The organism is Burkholderia sp. Ax-1724 (genome assembly GCF_011752995.1).
Lineage (GTDB): Bacteria > Pseudomonadota > Gammaproteobacteria > Burkholderiales > Burkholderiaceae > Paraburkholderia.
The window spans coordinates 227,628-248,917 of record NZ_VWWL01000009.1 but is presented as its reverse complement, the minus strand read 5'-3'; the positions used below and the strand labels follow the sequence as shown (position 1 = coordinate 248,917).

General features: G+C 64.6%; 24 protein-coding genes. 9 read left to right on the top strand and 15 right to left on the bottom strand.

Annotation, left to right across the window (positions count from 1 at the left end):
• Positions 1-76: 76 nt before the first annotated feature.
• The 3 genes from F3J19_RS13065 to F3J19_RS13055 all read right to left on the bottom strand — a co-directional run bounded on the left by F3J19_RS13065 (position 77) and on the right by F3J19_RS13055 (position 3,118).
• Complete coding sequence (locus F3J19_RS13065; protein WP_167041857.1) at positions 77-376, bottom strand: hypothetical protein; 300 nt, start codon at positions 374-376, stop codon at positions 77-79.
• 134 nt (positions 377-510) lie between these two features.
• Positions 511-2,586, bottom strand: coding sequence for a transketolase (gene tkt, locus F3J19_RS13060; RefSeq protein ID WP_167041854.1), 2,076 nt, complete (start codon positions 2,584-2,586; stop codon positions 511-513).
• 286 nt (positions 2,587-2,872) lie between these two features.
• Positions 2,873-3,118 carry a DUF6723 family protein gene (locus F3J19_RS13055; protein ID WP_167041851.1) on the bottom strand — a complete coding sequence of 82 codons (246 nt, stop codon included), beginning with the start codon at positions 3,116-3,118 and terminating at the stop codon, positions 2,873-2,875.
• A gap of 326 nt (positions 3,119-3,444) precedes the next feature.
• Between F3J19_RS13055 and F3J19_RS13050 the strand changes: the two genes are divergently transcribed.
• Together F3J19_RS13050 and F3J19_RS13045 are read left to right on the top strand one after the other, a co-directional pair.
• Positions 3,445-4,710 carry an AAA family ATPase gene (locus tag F3J19_RS13050; protein WP_167041848.1) on the top strand — a complete coding sequence of 422 codons (1,266 nt, stop codon included), beginning with the start codon at positions 3,445-3,447 and terminating at the stop codon, positions 4,708-4,710.
• Positions 4,711-4,747: 37 nt separating this feature from the next.
• The gene (locus F3J19_RS13045; RefSeq protein ID WP_167041845.1) at positions 4,748-6,508 is read left to right on the top strand and encodes a cobalamin biosynthesis protein CobT; all 1,761 of its coding nucleotides are present in this window, start codon (positions 4,748-4,750) and stop codon (positions 6,506-6,508) included.
• On the opposite strand, the gene F3J19_RS13040 is transcribed toward F3J19_RS13045, so the two are convergent.
• Positions 6,505-6,693: a hypothetical protein gene (locus F3J19_RS13040; protein ID WP_167041842.1), complete on the bottom strand. Its 189-nt coding sequence runs from the start codon at positions 6,691-6,693 to the stop codon at positions 6,505-6,507. The two genes, F3J19_RS13045 and F3J19_RS13040, sit on opposite strands and share 4 nt — an antisense overlap.
• 248 nt (positions 6,694-6,941) lie before the next feature.
• Between F3J19_RS13040 and F3J19_RS13035 the strand changes: the two genes are divergently transcribed.
• A complete protein-coding gene (locus F3J19_RS13035; protein ID WP_167041839.1) occupies positions 6,942-7,217 on the top strand; it encodes a hypothetical protein in 276 nt (91 codons plus the stop codon).
• Positions 7,218-7,470: 253 nt separating this feature from the next.
• Here F3J19_RS13035 and F3J19_RS13030 read toward each other — a convergent pair whose 3' ends face one another.
• Complete coding sequence (locus F3J19_RS13030) at positions 7,471-8,148, bottom strand: MarC family protein (protein WP_167041836.1); 678 nt, start codon at positions 8,146-8,148, stop codon at positions 7,471-7,473.
• A gap of 384 nt (positions 8,149-8,532) precedes the next feature.
• Here F3J19_RS13030 and F3J19_RS13025 point away from each other — a divergent pair, with 384 nt between their 5' ends.
• From F3J19_RS13025 to F3J19_RS13010, 4 genes are read left to right on the top strand one after another with little or no spacing between them, the layout of a single operon-like run.
• Positions 8,533-8,748, top strand: coding sequence for a DUF3311 domain-containing protein (locus tag F3J19_RS13025; protein ID WP_167041833.1), 216 nt, complete (start codon positions 8,533-8,535; stop codon positions 8,746-8,748).
• Positions 8,745-10,217, top strand: coding sequence for a sodium:solute symporter (locus F3J19_RS13020; RefSeq protein WP_167041830.1), 1,473 nt, complete (start codon positions 8,745-8,747; stop codon positions 10,215-10,217). Before F3J19_RS13025 ends, F3J19_RS13020 begins: the two co-directional genes overlap by 4 nt.
• Before the next feature lies 1 nt (position 10,218).
• Entirely contained in the window at positions 10,219-10,869 is a 651-nt protein-coding gene (locus F3J19_RS13015; RefSeq protein WP_167041828.1) for a glutathione S-transferase family protein, read from the top strand.
• A 12-nt stretch (positions 10,870-10,881) separates the two neighbouring features.
• Positions 10,882-11,097, top strand: coding sequence for a hypothetical protein (locus tag F3J19_RS13010; protein WP_167041825.1), 216 nt, complete (start codon positions 10,882-10,884; stop codon positions 11,095-11,097).
• A 36-nt stretch (positions 11,098-11,133) separates the two neighbouring features.
• Here F3J19_RS13010 and F3J19_RS13005 read toward each other — a convergent pair whose 3' ends face one another.
• Together F3J19_RS13005 and F3J19_RS13000 are read right to left on the bottom strand one after the other, a co-directional pair.
• A complete protein-coding gene (locus F3J19_RS13005; RefSeq protein ID WP_240158917.1) occupies positions 11,134-12,219 on the bottom strand; it encodes a GGDEF domain-containing protein in 1,086 nt (361 codons plus the stop codon).
• A 55-nt stretch (positions 12,220-12,274) separates the two neighbouring features.
• On the bottom strand, positions 12,275-13,018 hold the full coding sequence (locus F3J19_RS13000; protein WP_167041819.1) for a hypothetical protein: 744 nt from the start codon (positions 13,016-13,018) through the stop codon (positions 12,275-12,277).
• A gap of 535 nt (positions 13,019-13,553) precedes the next feature.
• Between F3J19_RS13000 and F3J19_RS12995 the strand changes: the two genes are divergently transcribed.
• Positions 13,554-14,621 carry an FUSC family protein gene (locus F3J19_RS12995; RefSeq protein WP_167041816.1) on the top strand — a complete coding sequence of 356 codons (1,068 nt, stop codon included), beginning with the start codon at positions 13,554-13,556 and terminating at the stop codon, positions 14,619-14,621.
• 24 nt (positions 14,622-14,645) lie between these two features.
• On the opposite strand, the gene F3J19_RS12990 is transcribed toward F3J19_RS12995, so the two are convergent.
• The 5 genes from F3J19_RS12990 to F3J19_RS12970 form a co-directional block, all read right to left on the bottom strand.
• Positions 14,646-14,912 (bottom strand): plastocyanin/azurin family copper-binding protein, encoded by a 267-nt coding sequence (locus tag F3J19_RS12990; RefSeq protein ID WP_240158928.1) that lies wholly within the window; start codon positions 14,910-14,912, stop codon positions 14,646-14,648.
• Positions 14,913-15,067: 155 nt separating this feature from the next.
• The gene (locus F3J19_RS12985) at positions 15,068-16,012 is read right to left on the bottom strand and encodes a metallophosphoesterase (protein WP_167041813.1); all 945 of its coding nucleotides are present in this window, start codon (positions 16,010-16,012) and stop codon (positions 15,068-15,070) included.
• 192 nt (positions 16,013-16,204) lie between these two features.
• Entirely contained in the window at positions 16,205-16,843 is a 639-nt protein-coding gene (locus tag F3J19_RS12980; protein ID WP_167041810.1) for a glutathione S-transferase family protein, read from the bottom strand.
• Between the two features lie 55 nt (positions 16,844-16,898).
• On the bottom strand, positions 16,899-17,372 hold the full coding sequence (locus tag F3J19_RS12975; RefSeq protein ID WP_167041807.1) for an SRPBCC domain-containing protein: 474 nt from the start codon (positions 17,370-17,372) through the stop codon (positions 16,899-16,901).
• Entirely contained in the window at positions 17,369-17,704 is a 336-nt protein-coding gene (locus F3J19_RS12970) for a metalloregulator ArsR/SmtB family transcription factor (protein WP_167041803.1), read from the bottom strand. The genes F3J19_RS12975 and F3J19_RS12970 overlap by 4 nt, the downstream gene beginning before the upstream one ends.
• Before the next feature lie 191 nt (positions 17,705-17,895).
• Between F3J19_RS12970 and surE the strand changes: the two genes are divergently transcribed.
• Positions 17,896-18,675 (top strand): 5'/3'-nucleotidase SurE, encoded by a 780-nt coding sequence (gene surE / locus F3J19_RS12965; protein ID WP_167041800.1) that lies wholly within the window; start codon positions 17,896-17,898, stop codon positions 18,673-18,675.
• Between the two features lie 5 nt (positions 18,676-18,680).
• On the opposite strand, the gene F3J19_RS12960 is transcribed toward surE, so the two are convergent.
• From F3J19_RS12960 to F3J19_RS12950, 3 genes are all read right to left on the bottom strand, one after another.
• The gene (locus F3J19_RS12960; protein WP_167041797.1) at positions 18,681-19,595 is read right to left on the bottom strand and encodes a DUF4148 domain-containing protein; all 915 of its coding nucleotides are present in this window, start codon (positions 19,593-19,595) and stop codon (positions 18,681-18,683) included.
• Positions 19,596-20,090: 495 nt separating this feature from the next.
• Positions 20,091-20,726 (bottom strand): carbonic anhydrase, encoded by a 636-nt coding sequence (locus F3J19_RS12955; protein ID WP_167041794.1) that lies wholly within the window; start codon positions 20,724-20,726, stop codon positions 20,091-20,093.
• Positions 20,727-20,862: 136 nt separating this feature from the next.
• Complete coding sequence (locus tag F3J19_RS12950) at positions 20,863-21,123, bottom strand: DUF1488 domain-containing protein (protein WP_167042002.1); 261 nt, start codon at positions 21,121-21,123, stop codon at positions 20,863-20,865.
• Positions 21,124-21,290: the final 167 nt, after the last annotated feature.

The following is a 21,290-nucleotide window of genomic DNA, read 5'->3' as shown; positions in this document are numbered from 1 at the left end:
CGTACGGAATCTGATGGCGCTCGCGGAAGCCGATACGAGCAGTAAGGCGCCGATGGTGACGATTCCGGCGAATTGATTAGCCGGTACGATGCTTCTTCAGATGCCGTTTCAACATAAAAAGCGCACTCGACAATACGACCGCGACGACGATGCAGTACGTGAGGAATAACAGAAAAAGGCCGATTGTCTCGATGTCATCCGGATCAAGCGGGTCGGGTACGCCCACCAGGTGCATACCGGCCCGAATAGTGACATCGAGCCAATACGGCATGTCAAAGGAAAACGGCGAGAGAAGTTCTCCCAGCCACCAACCGCCGGCTACCGACGCGCCGAGGAATGCCAGCACACATGCAGTACACCAGACTATCCGTTTCATCGAATCTCCACCGTACCGTCAGCGTGCAACGCGCTGCCGGGTACCTGAAAAAATGGCACCTTATAGCACGCTCGGTCAACGGTGAATCTCAATAACGGCCCGGCCAGAAATTGCTGGGCCTGGTCGGTGCGCTGCTACGCACCGACCCTTACCCTCTCGATCTGCTGCTTCGCCGCCTCATACACCCGCTCCGGCGTAAAGCCGAATTTCTTCTTCAGATCGGCCAGCGGCGCCGATGCACCGAACGTATGCATGACGACCTGCGCGCCGAGCCGTCCCGTGTAGCGATCCCAGCCGAGCGCCGCGGCCTGCTCGACCGCAACGCGTGCTTCGACATCGGCGGGCAGCACCGACTCCCGATACGCCTGGTCCTCGCGCTCGAAGATGTCCCACGACGGCATCGACACCACGCGCGCCGCGATGCCCTCGCCCTTGAGCTTCTCGTACACGTCGACGCAGATCGAGACTTCGCTGCCGCTCGCCATCAGAATCACCGCGGGCTTCTCGCCGGCGGGGGCATCGGCGAGTACATAGGCACCGTGCTGCACGCCGCTCGCGGCCGCATAGCGCTGGCGGTCGAGCGTCGGCAGCGGCTGGCGCGTCAGAACCAGACACGACGGCCTGAGCGGATGCGCGAGCGCAACGCGCCACGCCTCGGCCGCCTCGTTCGCATCGGCGGGGCGCAGCACCGTGAGTCCCGGCACGCCGCGCAACGACGCAAGCTGCTCGATCGGCTGATGCGTCGGACCGTCCTCGCCGACGCCGATCGAATCGTGCGTGAACACATAGATGGCCGGCACTTCCATGATCGCCGAGAGCCGAATCGGCGGCTTCATGTAGTCGCTGAAAATCAGGAACGTCGAGCCGTACGGCCGCAGATTCGATAGCGCGAGGCCGTTCACGATCGCGCCCATCGCGTGCTCGCGAATGCCGAAGTGCAGATTGCGGCCGCCATAGTCGTCCGCTTCGAAACTGCCCGCGCCCTCGAATTTGAGGTTGGTTTTCGTCGACGGGGAAAGATCCGCCGCGCCGCCGAGCAGCCACGGCACGCGCGCGGCAATCGCATTGAGCACCTTGCCCGACGATTCGCGCGTGGCGATGCCCTTCGCGTCGGCCTCGAAACTCGGGATGTCGCTGTCCCAGCCCTGCGGCAATTCATGTGCTTCGATCTGCGCGAATTCGCGCGCGAGGTCCGGATACGTCTTCTTATAGGTTTCGTATTGCGTCTGCCATTGCTCGCGCGCCGCCTTGCCGCGCGCGCCGAAACCTTGCGCAAAGCGTTCGTGCACGCCATCCGGCACGTAGAAGAATTTATCCTCGGGCCAGCCGTAGGCTTGCTTCGCGAGCGCGACTTCTTCGACGCCGAGCGGTTCGCCGTGCGCGGCCGCCGTGTCCTGCTTATGCGGCGCGCCCCAGCCGATCAGGCTATGCACCACGATCAGCGTCGGCCGGTCCTGCACGCTCTTCGCCTCGACGAGCGCCGCTTCGAGCGCGGCCGTGTCGTTCGCATCGTCGACGTGCAGCGTGTGCCAGCGATAGCCGCGAAAACGGCTCTCGACGTCGTCGCTATACGCGAGGTCCGTATGGCCTTCGATCGTCACGCGATTGCTGTCGTAAATCCAGATCAGGTTCGACAGCTTCAGATGCCCCGCGAGCGAGGCCGCTTCGTGCGAGATGCCTTCCATCATGTCGCCGTCGCCGCATAGCGCGTAGACGCGGTAATCGAACAGCGGCGCGTCGGTCTTGTTGAAACGGTTCTCGTACCAGCGCGCGGCCATCGCCATGCCGACGCTGTTGCCGAGCCCCTGGCCGAGCGGTCCCGTGGTCGTCTCGACGCCGGTGGTCATGCGGTACTCGGGGTGGCCCGGCGTCCTGCTGCCGAGCTGGCGGAAATGCTCGATGTCGTCGAGCGATACGGCCGGCCCGCCGGTGGGCTGGCCGTGCTCGTCGACGGCCTTCACGTTGGCCAGATGCAGCAGCGAATACAGCAGCATCGACGCATGCCCGACCGACAGCACGAAGCGGTCGCGATTCGGCCACAACGGTTCGTCCGGGTCGTAGCGCAGATGGTGTTGCCACAACTGGTACGCGACCGGCGCCAATGCCATCGGCGTACCGGGGTGGCCGGAATTGGCTTTCTGCACGGCGTCCATCGACAGCGTGCGGATCGTGTTGATGCACAGCTGATCGAGGGCGGGATCGTTTTGCATGGGACGCTCCTTGTTCGGCAATTCGGAGGACAGCCGGAACGCACGGCGCGGCGCTCGCGCGTACCGGCGCATGGGATCGACGTGGAAGCTCGCGTGGGAACATGCGCAAAAGCATGCCGGGGACAGCGCGCGAAAACTCACGCACGGGAGCACACGTATGAAAAATCGCGGCGAAGCTCACCGATGATGCGCCGATATGCGTGAATCTGCACGCATTCACATGGCCGCCAACATGGGCCGTTGCGTGGCGGGTCGCCCTGATTGCACGCCCCCGTCGCTCAACCGCTCAACTCTCCGGCGACGCGCGATCCGCCGCGACGATCTCGCGGCCGTAGTCGATCGCCGCTCGCCGCGCTTCGTCGGCGGTCGCGTAGGGGCCGATCTGCGGCGCGCCGTCGAATGGAAACAGCACTTTCCGGTCAGCCTTTCTGACGACCTTCAGTCCACCTATGTAACGTCCGTCGCCGGTTCCATGATAGCTGGCGTAAATCTCGAAGTCGTCGTCAGCCACGTCGGCCTTGTGTCTTGCCATGTGCATGCCTCGTCCTGGGTTTCCCATCCATGCGGCCCCGTTGCGGCGATATCCACTGCCGCGTACGCACTTCGCCAGATCGCGATCTCGCGCGCGACGAAGGCAAGCAATACCCGTTCCTCGCAGCTCGGCTCGCTCATACACGCACATGCACACGCGCACTCAACGACGGGCGCACTCTCGCGGCGGAAAGCCTGGGTATTGAAAGCGGAAGAACCGGACGGATTCGCGACACGCAGGCGTTCGAAAGCCGCCCAAGATAAGATAGTCGGCAAACCGGCCCGAGCCAAATCAAAACATCGTTTGTCATTCGACATTTTTTTGCCATGAGCATGCCCGACCTGCCTGAAAGCGAAGACGGAAACAAGGACGAAAACCTCGGCCTCTATCGGCGCGCGACGCAGACCGGCGCCGAATGGTGGCGCGTGAGCGTGGCCGACCGGCCCGAGACCTATCGCCTCGAACACGGTGTCGACGACGGGAACGGCGCGGGCGGGGTCGATATCGATCTCGTCGTCGATGCGGAAAATCTGCGGGCCAAGCAGAAGAAGTGGCGCCGCGAGGGTTTTGCGATCGACAGCGGCGCGGCCGGCAACGATCCCGATGCGCGGGCGCGCGTCGCCTTCATGCCGGAGTTGCAGCGGGCCAGCGCGAAGAGGCTGGCGGAGCAGTCGCGCGGGTCCGGGGAAGCCGACGCAGCAACGCAGGCCGAAGCGCACGGCACCGTGCGCTTCGGCGACGTCGACGTCCCTTGCGGCATGCCCCACCCGCTCGTGCCGCGCATGAATCCCGCCTATCTGTTTTCGGCGCGCTTTAACGACATCGTGGCCGACATCGTCGAGAACCGCCGCGTGATGCTGATCGGCCACACGGGCGCGGGCAAGACGAGCCTCATCGAACAGGTTGCCGCGCGGGCGCGGCACGGCGTGCTGCGCTCGAACATGAACGGACAGACGACGGTCGGCGATTTCGTCGGCTTCTGGACCGTCAAGGGCGGCGAGACCCTGTGGGTCGACGGCGTGCTGCCCACGGCGATGCGCGAGGGCCTGTGGCTGATCGTCGATGAAATCGACTTCGCCGAACCGTCGATTCTCGCCGCGCTGACCGCCGTGCTCGAACCGCAAGGCCGTCTCGTGCTGAAGGAGAAAGGCAACGAGATCGTCGCCCCGCATCCGGCGTTCCGCCTCTTCGCGACCGCGAACGCGGTCGGCGCGATGAGCCAGTTCCGCCATCTGTACCAAGGCGCGAATCTGATGAACGAGGCCTTTCTCGATCGCTGGCGCGTCTACCTGCTCGACTATCTGACGCCAGCCGAGGAAACCGACGTGCTGCTGCGCACGCTCGCGCCGTATATGACGCGCGCGCTCGCCGTCACGCTTGCCGCGATCGCCGCCGACTGCCGCGCCGCGTTCGCGCGCGAAGACCTGTCGAGCGCCTTCTCGACGCGCCGGCTGCTCGACTGGGCCGAACTGATGCTGCGCACCGGCGATCCGGAGCGCGCGGCGGGTCCGGCCATTTACGCGAAGGTAACGCCCGAGGATGCCGCGCTGATTCGCGGCATCGTCCGTCATCACATCGCGCCGGCTGTTTGAGCGCCGGGAGCGGAAGCGATACGGAAGAACGGCACGGATGAACGCACGGCACCCCGCCCCCACCTCGCGCAACGCACAGGGCTTCGCATTCGAATCGACGCTCGGCAAGGTCGCGCGCGTGCTGACCGGGCAATACGGCGTGACCGTCGTGTTCAGTCCCGATGGGCCGCGCGTCGAACCCGGCCGCATCGTGATTCCCGATTACGAACGCGATGGCGGTGTCGAGCGCGATGTATTGATCGGCTATCTCGATCTGCTCGTCGCGCGCGCCAAACATGCGTCGCTCGCGCAACTCGATGCGCTGCCGCAAGGCATCACGGCAAAGCTCGCGCAGGTGATCGACGATCGTCGCGTCTGCGCGCAACTGCTCGACGAATATCCGGGCGCGCGCTGGTTCATCGGCGCATTGCGCGCGCATACGGCCGAACGTGTGCGGCAACGCTGGCCGAAGCTGCATTGGCGCGACCGGCTCGCGTGGCTCGTCGAGCGCACATTGTGGGACGAAGCACCGACCCGCACCGAGGCGGTTCGTTCGCTGCTGGCGGCATTGCACGCGTCGCAGGATTTGCTGCACGAAGCCCGCGCGAGCGGTTCAACCGCGCGCAGCATCGCGGTCGCGCACGATCTCGTCGCGCGCGTGCGGGCATTGTCGGCCGGCGAGGCGAACAGCATGATGTTCACGGCCGATCCCATCGAAGACATCGACACCGATACCGTGCCCGCTTCGTCGGCACCGTTCAGCGAGGACGATGATCTGCGGCCCGATCACGCCGCCGCCACGCCGCCGGCGGAGCGCGGCGGCGGCGCGCAGGCCGACGACGCGGTCGGCATGGGCCAGTCGCCCGCCGATGCGCAGGCGCTCGCCACGCGCACCGAAGCCGCGGCAAGCGCGGCCTCGGCGGCCGCCGCACGCATGCTGCTGTCGCTTCCGCTCGCCACCGAATTCGACGTGATCGCCGACGTGACCGGCCAGGGCGACAGCGCGGCATGGCGCGCGCTGCGCGCCCAGGCGCGTGCCGACACCGCGCCGCTCAAGGACAAGCTCGAGCGCGCGCTGTCCGCCGACGAGCGCATCCGCTGGCGCTGCGAACAGGAGCGCGGCGAGATCGACCGCACGGCGCTCGCGAAGCTCGCGACGTCGCCCGGTTATCGCACGCCGTTTCGCACGCAGCGCGCGGCCAAGGGGCGCGACGTCGCGGTGACCTTGTTGATCGACCGCAGCGGTTCGATGGCCGGCCGCAAGATCGAACTTGCGCGCCTCTGCGCGAGCGCCCTATGCGATGCGCTCACGCAGTTGTCGTTCGATTGCGAAGTGCTCGGCTACTGCTCGCTCGAATCGGCGCCGATGAAGCAGCTCTACGAGCGCCAGCTCGCGGCCGGCGCCGATTTGCGGCGCTATAACCGCTTCGTCGAGCGGCTCGATCTGAAGGTCTACAAGCACTTCGGCGCGACCGATCTGAGCGGCCTCGCCGAAATCGACTGCGGGCACGAGAACCCGGACGGCGAGGCGCTCGCATGGGCCGCGACGCGGCTCGCCGATCACCCGGCCGCGCGCCGCATCCTGATGGTGTTCTCCGACGGCTACCCGTCGACCGGCGACGGCGATCCGCAGGTCTTGCGCAGCGATCTGCGCGAACGCGTCGCGGCGATCGGCAAGCGCGGCATCGAACTGGTCGGCATCGGCGTGCTGACCGATGCGGTCGAAGATTTCTATCCGCGTAACGTCGTCATCAGCCGGCTCGCCGAACTGCCCGCGACGGCGTTCTCGGTGCTTGGCTCGATGCTGCTCACACGCTAGTTTGCCAGTGCGGCGAGTTGGGCCTTCGTCGCACAAACCGACCCCATGAACGCGCCGAATCGGCGATCCGGCCGATCAAGCGAAATCCGTGTTTTCACCGACGACGGTTTGCACGAATCCGTGCGCAACGGGCTGAAGGCTTCCGAGGTCGGCACGCCGAATAGCGCCAGCGCGAAGGTCGTCATGGCCGGGTAGATGGACCTTGAAATTACAAAAAATCAGCGACTGGATTTAAAAATATTTTCTTTAATCAAAACTGGAATTATAAAAACATAAATTATCTTTTCCTTGACAGAAAAGAATGATGTGGCGAGGATGGAATGTAGTTAATTAATATCAATGGCGATTACAGAATAGTAAAAATTTCGTGTGAACGTATGCTCGCCGGCAAAAATACCTGGCATATGAATTTGTTCCATCACAGGAGAAAACCATGAAGCGCTTTATCTCGAACGCCATTCTTGCAAACGCTGTCTTGTGCTGTGCCGCTGCCTACGCTCAGACCCCGCCGCACAACGTCGGCGACAGGCATCCCAACCTGCGTGCCGCCCAGCATCTCGTTGACCAGGCCAACAGGCGGATCGACGATGCTCAAAGAGCGAACGAATGGGACCTCGGCGGGCACGCCCAAAGGGCTCGCGATCTGCTCGTCCAGGCCAATGAGGAACTCAAGCAGGCGGCGGAAACCGCGAATACCGAGCACAGGTAAACCGGACCTGTTAGCGAACATTGCCGGTGCCCGAATTTGCGGCACCGGCGTTATAGGTATAAATAGCGCTGAAAGTTAATCAGGGGCCAAGTCACACACCTCATGCCGGTCAAGGCCTTACTCGCCTTTCGCCGCCCCGAATCCAGTCTCGATTTCGTACCTGCATCGCGCAACGCTCGCAACCTTCATCAAAGCCTGCCGTGAAGCTTGACTGCGCGCGGTATAGGCAACGTAATAAACGTGTTCGCGCTTTTCATCTCGCCACCGGCGGCATCGTCGCGATCGGAATCAGGAATTCGGACACGCCGGTCAGGATGATCTGCACGCCGATGCACAGCAGCAGGAACGCCGACACTCTCAACGCGACCTTCGTGCCTTCCACGCCGAGGTAGCGCGCGAACACCACCGCGCGGCTATAGACCAGATAGACGGTCACGGCCACCGCGAGCGAAATCGCCACCGAGGCGATGCCCGACATCACGAACGCCGAGAGCTTGTGCGTGCGGTTCGCTGTCAGTGCGATGGCCGTCGCGATCGAGCCGGGCCCGGTGGTGAGCGGCACGGTCAGCGGGAAGAAGGCGCGCGACATCGCATTCTCCGCATCGACGCGCTTCACGCCGGTCTGCTCGGCCGGCTGCGTGTCCGGCGCATTGAGCATCTGCCAGCCGCCCACCGCGAGCGCGAGGCCGCCGCCGATGCGCAGCGCCTCCATCGAAATGCCGAAGAAATGCAGGATCGGCGTACCGATGAAAAACGCCACCAGCAGCACGACGCTCGCGTTGATCGCGATCTTGCGGGCGAGCACGCTGCGCTCCTCGGTGGTCAGCGAGGCGGTCCGGTCGAGAAAAACAAAAGCGCCGCCGATCGGATTGATGATGCTGATCAAGCCGGTAAAGCCAAACAGAATGTCGGAGATCAGGCTTTCGACCATATGTGTGTCCGTAGCGGGCCGCGTCGGCAGACGCCGTGCCCTGTTGATGAACCCGGGGCGCGGACCCCACGAACTGCTGCGACGAACCGCGGCCCGGACCATGCTGCATTGCTGGCAGATGATATCGCGCCGCGCCAGCCAGGCCGCAAAAAACCGCGCACCCCGTGCCCCGCGACAGCGCACGGCGAGTCCCGCTCGCGAGCGGCACGCCGGGCCGCGCTCCGCCTTGCGGTGCAGCAATCGCACCGGAAAGATGCATCCGCAACTTTCGGAAAACTGACATTTATTTTGAAGCCCTTTACGGGACCAAAGTATCAGGCATAAAGTCGTCAACGCAGCCGTACTTTCAACGACATCTACCCCTTCGTTCGAGGAGTTGCCCACATGCTGCTTCGTGTACTTGCCGCGTTGCCGTTCATCGGCATCCTGGTCGGCGTTGCGTTTGTCAATCGTGTCGAGCCGCTCGTGCTCGGCATGCCGTTCGTGCTGGCCTGGATCGTCATGTGGGTGGTGTTGAGTGCGATCATCATGGCGATCGTCTACCGCCTCGATCCGTCCAACCGCCAGCTTGCCGCCGACGCCGAGGAGGTTCGCCCATGAGTGCACTCGTCATCATCGCGGCCGTCACGCTCGGCGCGCTGTTCCTCGGGGTATGCGCGCGGCGCGGCCACGACATGAGCCTCGAGCAGTGGAGCGTGGGCGGCCGCAGCTTCGGCACCGCGTTCGTGTTCCTGCTGATGGCCGGCGAAATCTACACGACCTTCACGTTCCTCGGCGGCAGCGGCTTCGCCTATGGCAAAGGCGCGCCGGTCTACTACATCCTCGCCTACGGCACGCTCGCCTACATCATCTCGTACTGGGTGCTGCCGCCGATCTGGCGCTACGCGAAGATCCACCGTCTCGTCTCGCAGCCGCACTTCTTCACGTGCAAATACGACAGCCCGGCGCTCGGCACGCTCGTCGCGCTGGTCGGCGTGGCCGCGCTGATTCCGTACCTCGTGCTGCAGCTGAAGGGGCTCGGCATCATCGTCGCGACGGTTTCGTACGGCGCGATTTCGTCGACGGCGGCGGTCTGGATCGGCGCCTGCGTGGTCACGGCCTACGTGACCGTGTCGGGCGTACGCGGCTCCGCGTGGAACTCGGTCGCCAAAGACCTGCTGATTCTGGCGATCGTGCTGTTCCTCGGCATCTATCTGCCGCTGCACTACTACGGCGGCTTCTCCGACATGTTCCGCGCGATCGACGCCGCCCGCCCCGGCTTCCTGTCGTTCCCGGCGCGCGGCTCGAGCGTGGTGTGGTTCCAGTCGACCGTGCTGCTGGCCGCGCTCGGCTTCTTCATGTGGCCGCACACGTTCGGCTCGATCTACACGGCGAAGGACGAGCGCATCTTTCGCCGCAATGCAGCAGTGCTGCCGCTCTATCAGCTGATCCTGCTGTTCGTGTTCTTCGTCGGCTTCGCGGCGACGCTGCGCGTGCCGGGCCTGACCGGCGCCGACATCGACCTGTCGCTGTTCCGCCTCTCGCTGCAAACGTTCGACCCGTGGTTCGTCGGCGTGATCGGCGCGGCCGGCATTCTGACCGCGCTCGTGCCGGGCTCGATGATCCTGACCTCGGCCTCGACGCTGCTCGCCAACGACGTCTATCGCGGCATGCTGAACCGCGGCGCATCGGATGCGACCGTCGCCATGATCGCCCGCGTGCTCGTGCCGATCGTGGCGCTCGTCGCGGTCGGCTTCACGCTGCACGGCGGCGCGACGATCGTCGCGCTGCTGCTGATGGGCTACAACTTCGTCACGCAGCTGTTCCCGGCCATGATCTGCAGCCTGCGGCCGCACAACCGCGCGACCAGGCAAGGCGCGTTCTGCGGCATCGTGGCCGGCGTCGCGGTGGTCACGCTGACCACGCTGCTGCACTGGAGCGTCGGCCAGTTGATGCCGTTCCTGCCCGATGCGCTGAAGGACGTCAACATCGGCATCCTCGCGCTGGTGGTCAACGTGATCGTGTTCGTGATCGTGAGCGCGGTGACGCAGCCGCGCGGCGCCGAGCAGACGCACGCGTCGGCGCATTGACATGTCCTACGTTCTCTACTGTTCGCCCGGCACGGCCAGCATGGCCGTGCACTGGATGCTGATCGAACTGGGCGTGCCGTTCGAGACGCGCCTCGTCGATTTCGGCGCGGGCCAGCAGCGTGATCCGGACTATCTGCGCCTCAATCCCGCCGGGCGGGTGCCGACACTGATCGTCGACGGCACGCCGCGCCATGAATCGGCCGCGCTGCTGATGCTGCTCGCCGAGCGGCACCCCGACGCCGCGCTCGCGCCGGCGGTGGGTTCGACGCAACGCGCCGCATGGATCGAGTGGATGATCTACCTCGCGAACACGCTGCTGCCCGCGATGCGCGACTGGTTCTACGCCGACAAGGACGGCGACGCCGGCGGTGCCGACGCGGTGCGCGCGCTCGCGCGGCGCCGCATCGAGGAGGCTTGCGAACGGCTCGATGCGCACTTCGGCGGAGCGGAACACGCGTATTTAACCGGCGACAGGCTCAGCACCGCCGACCTGCTCGCGGTCGTGCTGATGCGCTGGACGCGCAACATGCCGCGGCCGGCGACGGACTGGCCGCATCTCGCGAGCTATATCCGCGGGATGCGCGCGCGGCCGTCGTTCATTGAGCTGAATGCGCGCGAGAAGTTGACGGGGTGGATGAACGAGGAGCGGTGACGTGTGTTTAGCATGAACAAGGCCGAATTGATCCGTTATATGCGGATACAGAATAACGCCGCAAAGGCTTGCGATCTGGCGATTAAGATTGAATATCCGTCACCAAAGGAACGGGCGCAACGCAGCCATATAGAACTATATGATGTTATGGCAGCACGCTACCGCTATGTGCTTAGAAGTCAACAAAATGAATTTCTGCGCGATCTCTATTCGATCAAAACGGGCTAAACGCCGTAGCTAATCCATTGAACTTTATCGAATCCCTCACCCCTCCCGCTCCACCACCCCCGTCGGCGCCGCGAACGCATAACCGTCCTTGCCGTCGCGCTTGACCCGATACATCGCGGCATCGGCTGCGGCGACCAGGTGGCGCGGATCGTCGACGTCGTCGGGAAAGCTCGCGATGCCGATGCTCGCGCGCACGGGGCCGACACCCATTTCCTCGTCGGCGCGGACCACGCAGGCGATCAGCCGGCGCGCGATCTCGACCAGTTGCGTTTCGTTCACGAACTCGCGCACCAGCACCGCGAACTCGTCGCCGCCGATCCGTGCGACAAGGTCGCTCTTGCGCACCGATGCGCGGAACCGCGCCGACACGTCGACGAGGAATGCGTCGCCGGTGCGATGCCCGAACGAGTCGTTGACCTGTTTGAAGCCGTCGAGATCGATATAGAGCAGCGCGACCCGCCGCTCTGCGATCGCGGTCCGCGCGCCGTCAGCGGCATCGTCGAGCGCGGTAAGCAGCATGCGGCGGTTCGGCAAGCCCGTCAGCGGATCATGCAGCGACGCATGCTCGAACTCGTGCGATTGCCCTGCGAGTTGCCGGTTGCGCTTCGCATACATGCCGAGCGCGGTAATCAGCATGCAGAACAGCAGCGTGGCGAGCACGATCAGCGTGCGCGAGACGTGCGTCGCGCGTAGCCGCACGTCGGCGCTCGACGCCTCGCGTTGCGCGTGCCAGAACGCATACACGTCGCCGAGCTGCGCCACCGTAGTTTCGGGCGGCGCATCCGCCGCGAGCGTGGACGGAAGCGGCGGTGCCGGCGACGGGCTCGCGTCGACGAGCGCCGCCAGCGAGGCAAGACGCCGCGCGAATTCGCCGCGCGCCGCGCGATAGCCTTGCTGGTAGGCGGCGTCGCGGCTCACACCGGACATGCGCTGCCACACGGCCAGTTGTTCGCGCGCGCTGTCGGCGTGCTCGGTCGCTTCGAGCACGAGGCCCGCGTACTCCTGCTTGAATTGATCGGAGAAGACCGTGCGGATCTGCGTCGCGAGATACAGCACGCCGAACAGCAGACACAGCAGCGCGGCCACGGCGACGCTCGCCGGTCCGGGCCGCCAGCGGCGCATCCCTATCCGCGTGCGAACGGCGCCGCGCGGGCCGGCTCGCACGGCGGCAACCCACTCAAGGATGCGAGTAAATGTCTTGTTGTCGTCCGTTGCCATGTTGACGATAACTTACGCGTCGAAAGAAACTGCCCACGCGCGCAAACAGGCCGTCCTTGTGCTTCGCGTTCGACGACGCATGCCTTCCCTGCTGCGCGAGTCGCGTTTCTTTCGACTCACGGCCGGACGCGGGCTGCGCCGTGGAATCGGCGGCCTTCGCGGCGCGAAGGGGCGTGGATGGAGCAGAAGAGGTAGCCGTAGCAACGGGCGGATCAGCCGATGCATCAGCTACGGAATCAGACAACGTGCCTGCCAGCTGCACCGCAGGGGCAGCCCCCGCAACAGGCGGAGGACTCTGCCTGATCTGCCCCGACCACCCGCCCGGATCATTGCCATGCTCGTTGGCGGCTTCGCGCGTATCAACGGACGCGGCCGGTTGCGCGCGAGACGCCTCGGCTTCATGCGCGACGCTCACCGTCGCTGTCGCAGCAGCAGCCCCGCCCGGCTTCGGCGAACCGAGCGCCGCACGCGCCCCGGCGATGGCCTGCGCATACACCTGCTGGTCCTGATCGAACCAGACGCCATAGGCGATGGTGCCCAACACGCCGAAAGTCAGCGCGACTGCCGCCGCGACGCAGAGCGCGAGGCGGCTGAAACGCCGCGGCACAACATCCGTCCGGTACGAACCGTCGAGGTCGAAGTCGCTATGTGGGTCGTCGGTTGCGGAATCACGCACGCGAATAGGATCGTGATCGGTAGCCATTGCAATACGCTCCGGGTACGTGCTACTTCGGGCTGACCAGTGGCCGCGAGCCGCGCTTGCGCGCCGCCGTTGCACGCACTGTTCGATGAATGTAGTCCTCTCGCCTGTGGGCCACAACAGTCTGACGTTGCGCTTTTGCCGCGTCCTTGTCGAGCCTCAATCGCGTTTGAAAATCAGGCCGCCCATCGCCATGCCAAACGGCAACAAGGCAGGTAAAAGCTGCAACGCGGCAGGTAGGCGCGTCGCCGCCCCCGGCCGCTACGCCAGATGCGACAAGGGTTCCGCGAAACACGCCAGAGCGGTGGCTGTCACCGATGCAACAACTACGCCTGCCCCGTGGACAGCGCACGATGCAAGGCCACCGCTTGAAACGGGCTTTTGCCGAGACACGCGCCACATGCGGCGCGAGGCCTCCACCGAACTTGCCGCGGCACCGGATTCCCGAAATAGTCCGCGTGTAATGGTAAGTTCTCGTTCACGCGTTTCGCGAACGCGGGTTGCGAAACGCATAACGTCATCGCTCAGCATGCCAATCATGTCCAACGTGTATCAGCACAAACCTCTGACGCCTTTTCGCCGCGCCTTCGCGCGCTTTTCGCTGTCCGAAACCGCCAAGTACGCGAAGCTCACGCTCGGGCTGTGGATCGGCTTCGGCATCCCCTATCTGCTCGGCTATCCCGATGCGGCCGTGCCGCTCGCCGGTTCGACGATGCTGACGCTGGCGCTCGGCAGCTCGATTTCGGCTGCCCGAAGCTATTTCTACAAGCGCGTGTTTTCCAACGTGGTGGCGATGCCGATCGGCACGCTGCTGATCTGGCTCACCGCGCCACATCTATGGCTCGGCGCGGCGCTGCTGCCGGTCGTGATCTTCGGCATCGTGGCGTTGCGGCCATCGCTGTTCCAGATGACCAGCATCACGGTGCCGATCACGCTCGTGCTCTATACCGGCGAACATATTCCGCTGCTCGAACAGCGCCTAATCGGCGTCGTGCTCGGCATGTTCCTCGGCTTCATCATCCAGCAGATCGCGTTTCCGCCCGATCACGGCTACTGGGCGAATACGCTCGTCAACGACGGCAACGAGCAGGCGACCGGCATCGTCGAGCAGCTCGCGGCCGGCACGCTCGAAAAATCTCAGATCAAGCCGGCCGCGGCGAAGCTGCGCGCGCTGAGCACGAACCTCAAGCAGGCGCATCAGTTGCTGAAAACCGATCTCGAACAGGCCTGGGTGTCGCCGCATCTGAAGCGCAACGAGGTGCGGCTGCCGGTATTCGCGTGCTATCAGGAGACCTTCGATACGCTCGTCAATTTTCTCGAGACCATGGACACGTTCCATGCCCCGTTCGCCGCGCTCGATGCGGCATGGCACGAGGCGTTTCTCGCGCGCCTCGGCCAGCTCGTCGCCGTGCACCGGCAATTGGCCGAGGCGGCGGACCTGCGCGTCGAACGTGCGCCGCTCGCCGCGCCGCCGCTGCACATGGAAGACCTGCGTCAATTGAGCGAGGACCTGCCCGCGTCCAGCGTATTTACGAGCGTGTATCTCGGGCATCTGACCGGCTACGGAATTCTGCTGTGCCGCCTGAGCGAGCTGCACACCGCATGAGTGGCATACAGTTCGCCATGCGGCTTACTGCACCGTGATCGTCTGCTTCATGTTCGGATGGATGCCGCAAAATATCTTGTAGATACCGAGTTTATCGAATCTGAACTGATAGGTGTCGTTCTGATCGAGCGCGGCCGAGCGGAACATGCCCGCATCGTTGACGACCGTGTGCGGCTCGCCGTCGAGGTTCTTCCACGTCACCGTCGAGCCGGCTTTGACGGTCATTGCCATCGGCATGAACATGAAGTTCCTGATGACGGCGGCATTGGGGCTTTGCGTCTGCGTCTGCATGTGCCCCTGCACCGGCGTTTGCGCCTCACCCGATCCCGCCGACATCGCGAGAATCAGAACGCTGCCGAGCAGGTTGAAAAATACACGGACCACGATACGGGTTTGCATGATCGATCTCCTCAGGGCGCGAAAAAATGCGGGCTTCGCCGTGACGTTCATGCCAGCGTCGCGTCGTTGAGCGTCGCTTTGAGCGGATACCGCGCGATGCTGACGCTCGTCACGCCGAGCATCTTCGGCAACTGATCGCTCGCGACTTTCAGCGGCCCCGGGCCGTCGCCATGGCCGGCGGTCGGCTGCGGATAGGCGGTCGAGCGTGCGGTATGGAACGTGACGTTGCCCTCGACCTTCGACACGATCTGATGGATATGGCCGTTGAGCACCGTCACCGAGCCGAAGCGCTTCAGGTAGCTCATGGCCTGCCCCGCGTCGCCGGTGCCCCAGCCCCACGGTTCGTAGATCGTCCACATCGGCATATGCGCGAACACGACGACCGGCGTGCTCGACGAGCGGCCCTTCAGATCGTTTTCGAGCCACGCGAGCTGTTCGTCGCCGAGACCGCCGAGGCCGTTCGGCTTGAAATGCATCACGTTGACGAGGCCGACGAAATGCACGCCCTGATGATCGAAGCTGTAATAGCCGCGGTTATCGGAGGCCTTGCCGAAGCGGTTGAAGTATTCGGTGCCGGGGCCATCGGTCACGTCGTGCTCGCCGGGCACCGTGTGCAGTTCGGTGATTTTCAGGTCCGCCAGCAGTTGCGCCGCGAGATCGAATTCGGACGCCTTGGACAGATGCGTGATGTCGCCCGTGTGGATTGCGAGCGGCGGTCTGGACGGCATCGCGTTGACGAAGTCGATCGTCTGTTTCAGCGTGCCCGCGACGTCGGGATTCGCTTCCTTGTTGAAGCCGATATGCGTGTCGCTGATCTGCAGGAAAAGCGGCACGCCCGCCGATGCCGACGCGGTTTTTGCATCGGCGGCGAGCGCGAGTTCGACCGGCGCGAGCACGCCGCCCGACAGCATGAACACGGTGCCGAGTCCACCGAATGCAAGACATTTGAGCGCGCCGCGACGCGCCGGATCGAACGGATGATGTGACGACATGATGACCTCACGAAGAAGATTCGCCGCAGAAGCTGCGGGAGTGTCCCGCGGCCACTGCGGCCCGGTTCGTGAGGCATGACTGGCGCTGTGCGGGTTTTATTCCCGCCGGCCGTGCTCAATGTCGTCGTGTCGATGGCGGCGACTTCCGCCGCCGCATGTGAAGCGTGCAATCATGAAGCGCGCAAGCGCGACTCACGCTTGCCAGGCGGCCTGTCCGGCGCGTTCGGGAAACGGCTTGCGCCACGCGTCGAAAGCGTTCAGCTGATCGTGCCAGCGCTGTACTTCGGAGAATTCATTGAGCGGTATCGCCGCCCTCGGCGCATACGGCAACATCGCGCCAACCAGAAAATCCGCGACCGACAGGTCATTGCCGAGCAGCCACTTGCGGCCCTTCAGGTGTTGCTCGAGCACGGCGGCGTTCTTGCGGAACAAGCCCTGCGCCTCGGCGACTTTCGCTTCATCGGGTGCGCCGATGCCGACCCACGCCTTGACCAGGTATTCGTAGTAAAGCGCGCCCGCCTGGCGAAACAGATGCTGGCTATTCCAGCTCATCCAGCGCACAACCTCGATCTGCTGCTGCGGGTCTCGCGGCCAGAGCCCCGAGTCCGTGCGTTGCGCGAAATAGCAGGCGATCGCGTCGGCTTCCCAGAGCTTGCGTTCGCCTTCGACGAGCACCGGCACCTTGCCGTTCGGATTGATCGCGAGATACTCCGGCTTCGTTTGCTCGCCTTTGAGCAGGTCGACGAACACGTAGTCAATCGGCAAATCGAGGTAGCGTGCCACAGCGCAGACTTTGCGCGGAGCGGGAGTTTCAGCGTAGTAAAGCTTCATATCCGGTCTCGGGTTGAGTTAAGAAGATGTCGAAGTGGCGTTACCGTACACGCATTCATGTTCCGCTGCAGCGAGCTTCGCCAGCCTGTGCCTCCAGGAAGCGTTCGAGCTTGTCGAACGAACCGCTCCAGCCGGTCCGGTGATCGTCGCGCGCGGCTTCGTCGAAGAACTGCGCATGCGTGAAGTGGAGTTCGGTGCCCTCGTCGATCGCGCGCAGCACGATCGTCACGAGCGAGCGCCGCTCGGGCATCGTGACCCACTGCCACGTAAAGACCAGCTTGCGATCGGGCTCGACCTCGCGATATTCCCCGCTGCAATCGTGCGTTTCGCCATCGAGCGTCTGGAACACGACGCGAAAGCGCCCGCCCACGCGCGGATCGGCTTCGGCGCTCAGCACCGGGCCGCCATCCGGTCCCCACCAGCGCGCCATCAGTTCGGGACGCGTCCATGCCGCGTACACCTTCGCGGGCGGAACCTTCAGGCGTCGCACGATCGTGAGGCTCGGCTTCTGCGTGGGCTGCGTGGTCATTCGGATTCCCCTTCGACAAAATCGGCCAGCCGGTCGAGACTCGCGGACCAGAAACGCTCATAGCGCCGAAGCCACGCCATGGCCTCTTCCATCGGACCGGCAACGAGTTCGACCGACACGGTTCGTCCGCGCTTCGTGCGAGAAATCAGACCGGCCTCGCCGAGCACGTCGAGATGCTTCATCACGGCCGGCAGCTTCAGCGGCAGCGGACGCGCGATCTCCGTGACCGACAGGCCGGGCTCGCGTTCGAGACGCACGAGGATGGCCCGCCGCGTCGGGTCGACGAGCGCGGCAAACGTACGATCGAGTTGACTGGATGAATACTTCACCATGTGGTGAACTATAGGCGCCAGGCGAACGGCGTCAAGGTTTTTATCGAAATGTCGCGAAATGTCGCGAAGTGCCGGGATCGTTCGCCGGGCGAAGGCCGGATAATGAACGTCCCTGTCTGAACGTCCCTGCCCGCATGAATCCGCCGCGAATCCGGGCCGGTTCACCCACCGATCGAGAGGAGATTGACGCGATGTCCGCTGACGAATCCAAAGTGCCGCGTGTGCTGCTGACCAACGACGACGGCATCGACGCGCCCGGCCTCGCCGTGCTCGAAGCCGTGGCCGCCGAACTCGCGCACGAAGTCTGGGTGGTCGCGCCCGAGCACGATCAGAGCGGCACCTCGCATTCGATCAGCCTGCATTCGCCGCTGCGCGTGAGCCGCCAGGGCGAGCGCCGCTTCGGCGTGACCGGCACGCCCGGCGACTGCGTCGTGATGGGCGTGCGTCATCTGATGCGCGAGGCGCCGCCCACGCTCGTGCTGTCGGGCGTCAATCGCGGCGCCAATCTCGGTGTCGAGACGATGTTCTCGGGCACGGTCGGTGCGGCGATGACCGGCCTGCTGCTCGGGCTGCCTTCGTTCGCGCTGAGCCAGGCTTTTCGCGATCGCGAGCGCGTGCGCTGGGACACGGCACGCACGCTCGCGCCCGGCTTGATCCGCCAGTTGCTCGCGATCGAGCAGGCGGCGCCGACCTGCCTGAACATCAACTTCCCCGACGTCGATGCGGCCGACGCCGGCCCGCTCACGCCGACGCGGCAAGGCGTCGGCCTCGTCGAAGACATCGACGTGCTGCCGCAGGTCGACCCGCGCGGCATGGCGTATCACTGGCTGCGCTTTCAGCGCGGCACGCGCGCGAACGATGCCGACAGCGAAACGGCGGTGGTCGCGGCGGGCCGCGTGTCGGTCACGCCGCTCGCCTTCGATCGCACCGACGACACCACGTTCGCGCGGCTCGCGGCATCGCTGCGCTGAGTGGTTCAGGGCCGCCGCGCGACGGCGGAAGACGGCGTGCCGCCGGGTCCGACCGGACTCGGATTGCCGAAGGCCGGCAGGCTGCCGTCCTCGCGCGCCCGGACGAGTTCGGCCAGGACCTGGGCGCGTGTTTTGCGGCCGTCGTCGCTGGCTTGCGGCGAGGCGTCGGCGGACGGTGCCGGGCCGTTGCTCGCGGCTGGCGCGGCCGGTGCGGTGCCGGATATCGACGCTGTGGGCCCGCTAGCTGGTGCAAGCCGTCGATGCGGCCGCGCGGAAGTCGTTGGCGATGTTTTTTTCACGGCCCTCGTTGCGGACCGCTCGTGCACGGGCACCGATGGCTTGCTTCGCGTGCCGGCAGGCCGTGCATGATGGCCGCGTGAAGTCGTCGCGGCGTTTGCCGCGAGTCGCGTCGGCCTGGCCATGCCTGGCGCATTTCTGGCCGGCTCGCGACGTGCAAGCCGGCGCTCGCGCGACGCGTGCGACTCGTACGGATGGCTGTTTTTTGCCGCCTCGTGCGATGAGGTGCGAGCGGATCTGAGCGCAGGCTGTCGCATGTTGTTCGCCTGCAATGGCCGTTGTTGCCGCGGCGGTGCTTGCGGCACGCTGAGCGGCGGATCGTTGCGCGGCTCCGTCGATGCAAACGTCGCGTCCGGCGGCGTGTCCGCTCGCGCTGGCGCCGTCGCTCTTGCCCTGGCCGCATCGCTGCGACGCGAGTTATTGTGCGCCGCCCATGGGTTCGTCAGCGCATTGTCGCCACTCCGCTCGACACGCCCCATCGCCACCGTTGGGCCCGTGAGTTCGCTGCGCTCGCCGTCGCTCCTGAGCACCAGTTCGTCGTTCGGCAGCCAGTTGTTTTCGAACTGCAGCACATACAGGCCGATCGCCACCACGCCGACGACGAGCCCCGTCAGCACTGCCATTCTCGGTTCGCGATACAAGACGGATTCCCCTTCCAGCAGATCGACGTGCCGGGGCGAGCGCGATACGCACACGCGCGCAAACGCGCGTCGATGCGTACGGGCGCCCCGGGATTCAACCGGAAGTGGGCAGCGATCGATCCGATGGATGCCGCCATCACCGCCATCGCGACCGCCATGCGGCCGCTCAATGCACAGATGAATGAGAACGCAGCATAGGCAGTCGGTTCTCATTGCGCGCAGGGCGTGCGATGAATCGGCGGATCAGGCAGAGCGTGTGTCCGAATCGGGCGAGCGCGCGATGGATAAACCGGCGGCAATTCGAATGTGTGTTGTCCAGATACACGATGCACAACGATGAAAAACAAACGCGGCGCACTGAACCCCAGTGCGCCGCGCTTTTTACGTGTGCTGCGTTATGGCTTTTTTCGGGCCTGCGGCCTTTGCGTTAATGCCCGCCTGAATACGCGCTAGATATGCCCGATTCCCAAAGCCGCATTAAACGGCATAGATTTCCGGATTCTCCGCAAGCGGTAAAAATTCGCCGGTTTTGCCATCGAGCGCGAGCATCTCGCCGCTTTCGATATTGAAGATCCAGCCATGCAGCCGCAGCGTTTTATTGACGAGCCCGACCGCTACCGGCGGATGCGTGCGGATATTGCCAAGCTGCGCGATCACGTTGTCCTTGACGAGCGCTTCGAGACGCTCGGCATCCGAGCAGTAGTGACGCGATGCGTTGATGGCCTTGGCCGCATCCGCGTGACGCAGCCAGCTCGCGACCGCCGGCATGTGTTCGAGGTTCGTGCAGGTCGAGATCGCCGTCATCGCGCCGCAGTTCGAATGGCCGCAGATCACGATGTCGGTCACGCCGAGCACGGCCACCGCATATTCGACGGTGGCCGACACGCCGCCCGGCTCCGGGCCGTACGACGGCACGATGTTGCCCGCGTTGCGGATCACGAAGAGCGAACCCGGCTCGGTTTGCGTGAGCAACTCCGGCACCACGCGGCTATCCGAACAGGTCACGAACAGCGTGCTGGGATTCTGTGCCGTCGACAAACGCTTGTACAGCGCGCTCTGTTGCGGAAAGATCTCCCGTTGAAAGCGGATCAAACCTTCGATGATTTCCTGCAAGATATTCTCCAGAGTTTCGAAGAGACTGTTTGCTGACTGCCGCGACTATACAGGAGCCTCCCGCCGCTCGCGCGAACCGCCGTGCTAATCGGCGTTGCGCGAGCGACGGATTCGAACCCGGGAGTCCCCGCGCACCTCAACTGAAATCGCTGCCCTCGAGCTCCACCGACTGCCCGCCATTTTTCTCGAGCACGCGCCGTGTGGCATTTTCAATGCGTGCGCGGTTCGCCTCGAAGGTCCCCACCAGATCGTGGGCCGATGAGCCGCCGTTGCCGAAGTGGCTGTTCAGCGCGTCCAGCGATACGCTGCACCATACGCCCGTGCCGTCCACCTTGGCCTCGAAGGCAACGCGCGCGGCGGCTATCACTTCCCGACGTCCAGTGAATTCGATCCTCATCATGGTCCTCCATGTGTCGAAAGGGAATGTTGAATGCGCAACGCCCGTGCCAAAGCGGCAAGGCCGGCCTGACCCGCTTACACGCTGACCCGCTTTTTCCCGCCCGCTCGCCCGAACGGAGCGGACCCGCGGCCGGGCTTGCCTGCACGAGGAATCCGGGCACGCAT

Excerpts from the sequence above, each read along its gene's own strand:
- F3J19_RS12975 (WP_167041807.1), bottom strand. The coding sequence starts at position 17,372 with ATGACCACGCAGCCCACGCAGAAGCCGAGCCTCACGATCGTGCGACGC.
- F3J19_RS13015 (WP_167041828.1), top strand. The coding sequence starts at position 10,219 with ATGTCCTACGTTCTCTACTGTTCGCCCGGCACGGCCAGCATGGCCGTG.
- F3J19_RS13020 (WP_167041830.1), top strand. The coding sequence starts at position 8,745 with ATGAGTGCACTCGTCATCATCGCGGCCGTCACGCTCGGCGCGCTGTTC.
- F3J19_RS13010 (WP_167041825.1), top strand. The coding sequence starts at position 10,882 with ATGAACAAGGCCGAATTGATCCGTTATATGCGGATACAGAATAACGCC.
- F3J19_RS13040 (WP_167041842.1), bottom strand. The coding sequence starts at position 6,693 with ATGACGACCTTCGCGCTGGCGCTATTCGGCGTGCCGACCTCGGAAGCC.
- F3J19_RS13025 (WP_167041833.1), top strand. The coding sequence starts at position 8,533 with ATGCTGCTTCGTGTACTTGCCGCGTTGCCGTTCATCGGCATCCTGGTC.
- F3J19_RS13045 (WP_167041845.1), top strand. The coding sequence starts at position 4,748 with ATGAACGCACGGCACCCCGCCCCCACCTCGCGCAACGCACAGGGCTTC.
- F3J19_RS13050 (WP_167041848.1), top strand. The coding sequence starts at position 3,445 with ATGAGCATGCCCGACCTGCCTGAAAGCGAAGACGGAAACAAGGACGAA.
- F3J19_RS13000 (WP_167041819.1), bottom strand. The coding sequence starts at position 13,018 with ATGGCTACCGATCACGATCCTATTCGCGTGCGTGATTCCGCAACCGAC.
- F3J19_RS13035 (WP_167041839.1), top strand. The coding sequence starts at position 6,942 with ATGAAGCGCTTTATCTCGAACGCCATTCTTGCAAACGCTGTCTTGTGC.
- F3J19_RS13065 (WP_167041857.1), bottom strand. The coding sequence starts at position 376 with ATGAAACGGATAGTCTGGTGTACTGCATGTGTGCTGGCATTCCTCGGC.
- surE (WP_167041800.1), top strand. The coding sequence starts at position 17,896 with ATGTCCGCTGACGAATCCAAAGTGCCGCGTGTGCTGCTGACCAACGAC.
- tkt (WP_167041854.1), bottom strand. The coding sequence starts at position 2,586 with ATGCAAAACGATCCCGCCCTCGATCAGCTGTGCATCAACACGATCCGC.
- F3J19_RS12960 (WP_167041797.1), bottom strand. The coding sequence starts at position 19,595 with ATGGCAGTGCTGACGGGGCTCGTCGTCGGCGTGGTGGCGATCGGCCTG.
- F3J19_RS13005 (WP_240158917.1), bottom strand. The coding sequence starts at position 12,219 with ATGCGCCGCTGGCGGCCCGGACCGGCGAGCGTCGCCGTGGCCGCGCTG.
- F3J19_RS12995 (WP_167041816.1), top strand. The coding sequence starts at position 13,554 with ATGTCCAACGTGTATCAGCACAAACCTCTGACGCCTTTTCGCCGCGCC.
- F3J19_RS12990 (WP_240158928.1), bottom strand. The coding sequence starts at position 14,912 with ATGCAGACGCAGACGCAAAGCCCCAATGCCGCCGTCATCAGGAACTTC.
- F3J19_RS12970 (WP_167041803.1), bottom strand. The coding sequence starts at position 17,704 with ATGGTGAAGTATTCATCCAGTCAACTCGATCGTACGTTTGCCGCGCTC.
- F3J19_RS12980 (WP_167041810.1), bottom strand. The coding sequence starts at position 16,843 with ATGAAGCTTTACTACGCTGAAACTCCCGCTCCGCGCAAAGTCTGCGCT.
- F3J19_RS13055 (WP_167041851.1), bottom strand. The coding sequence starts at position 3,118 with ATGGCAAGACACAAGGCCGACGTGGCTGACGACGACTTCGAGATTTAC.
- F3J19_RS13030 (WP_167041836.1), bottom strand. The coding sequence starts at position 8,148 with ATGGTCGAAAGCCTGATCTCCGACATTCTGTTTGGCTTTACCGGCTTG.
- F3J19_RS12950 (WP_167042002.1), bottom strand. The coding sequence starts at position 21,123 with ATGAGGATCGAATTCACTGGACGTCGGGAAGTGATAGCCGCCGCGCGC.
- F3J19_RS12985 (WP_167041813.1), bottom strand. The coding sequence starts at position 16,012 with ATGTCGTCACATCATCCGTTCGATCCGGCGCGTCGCGGCGCGCTCAAA.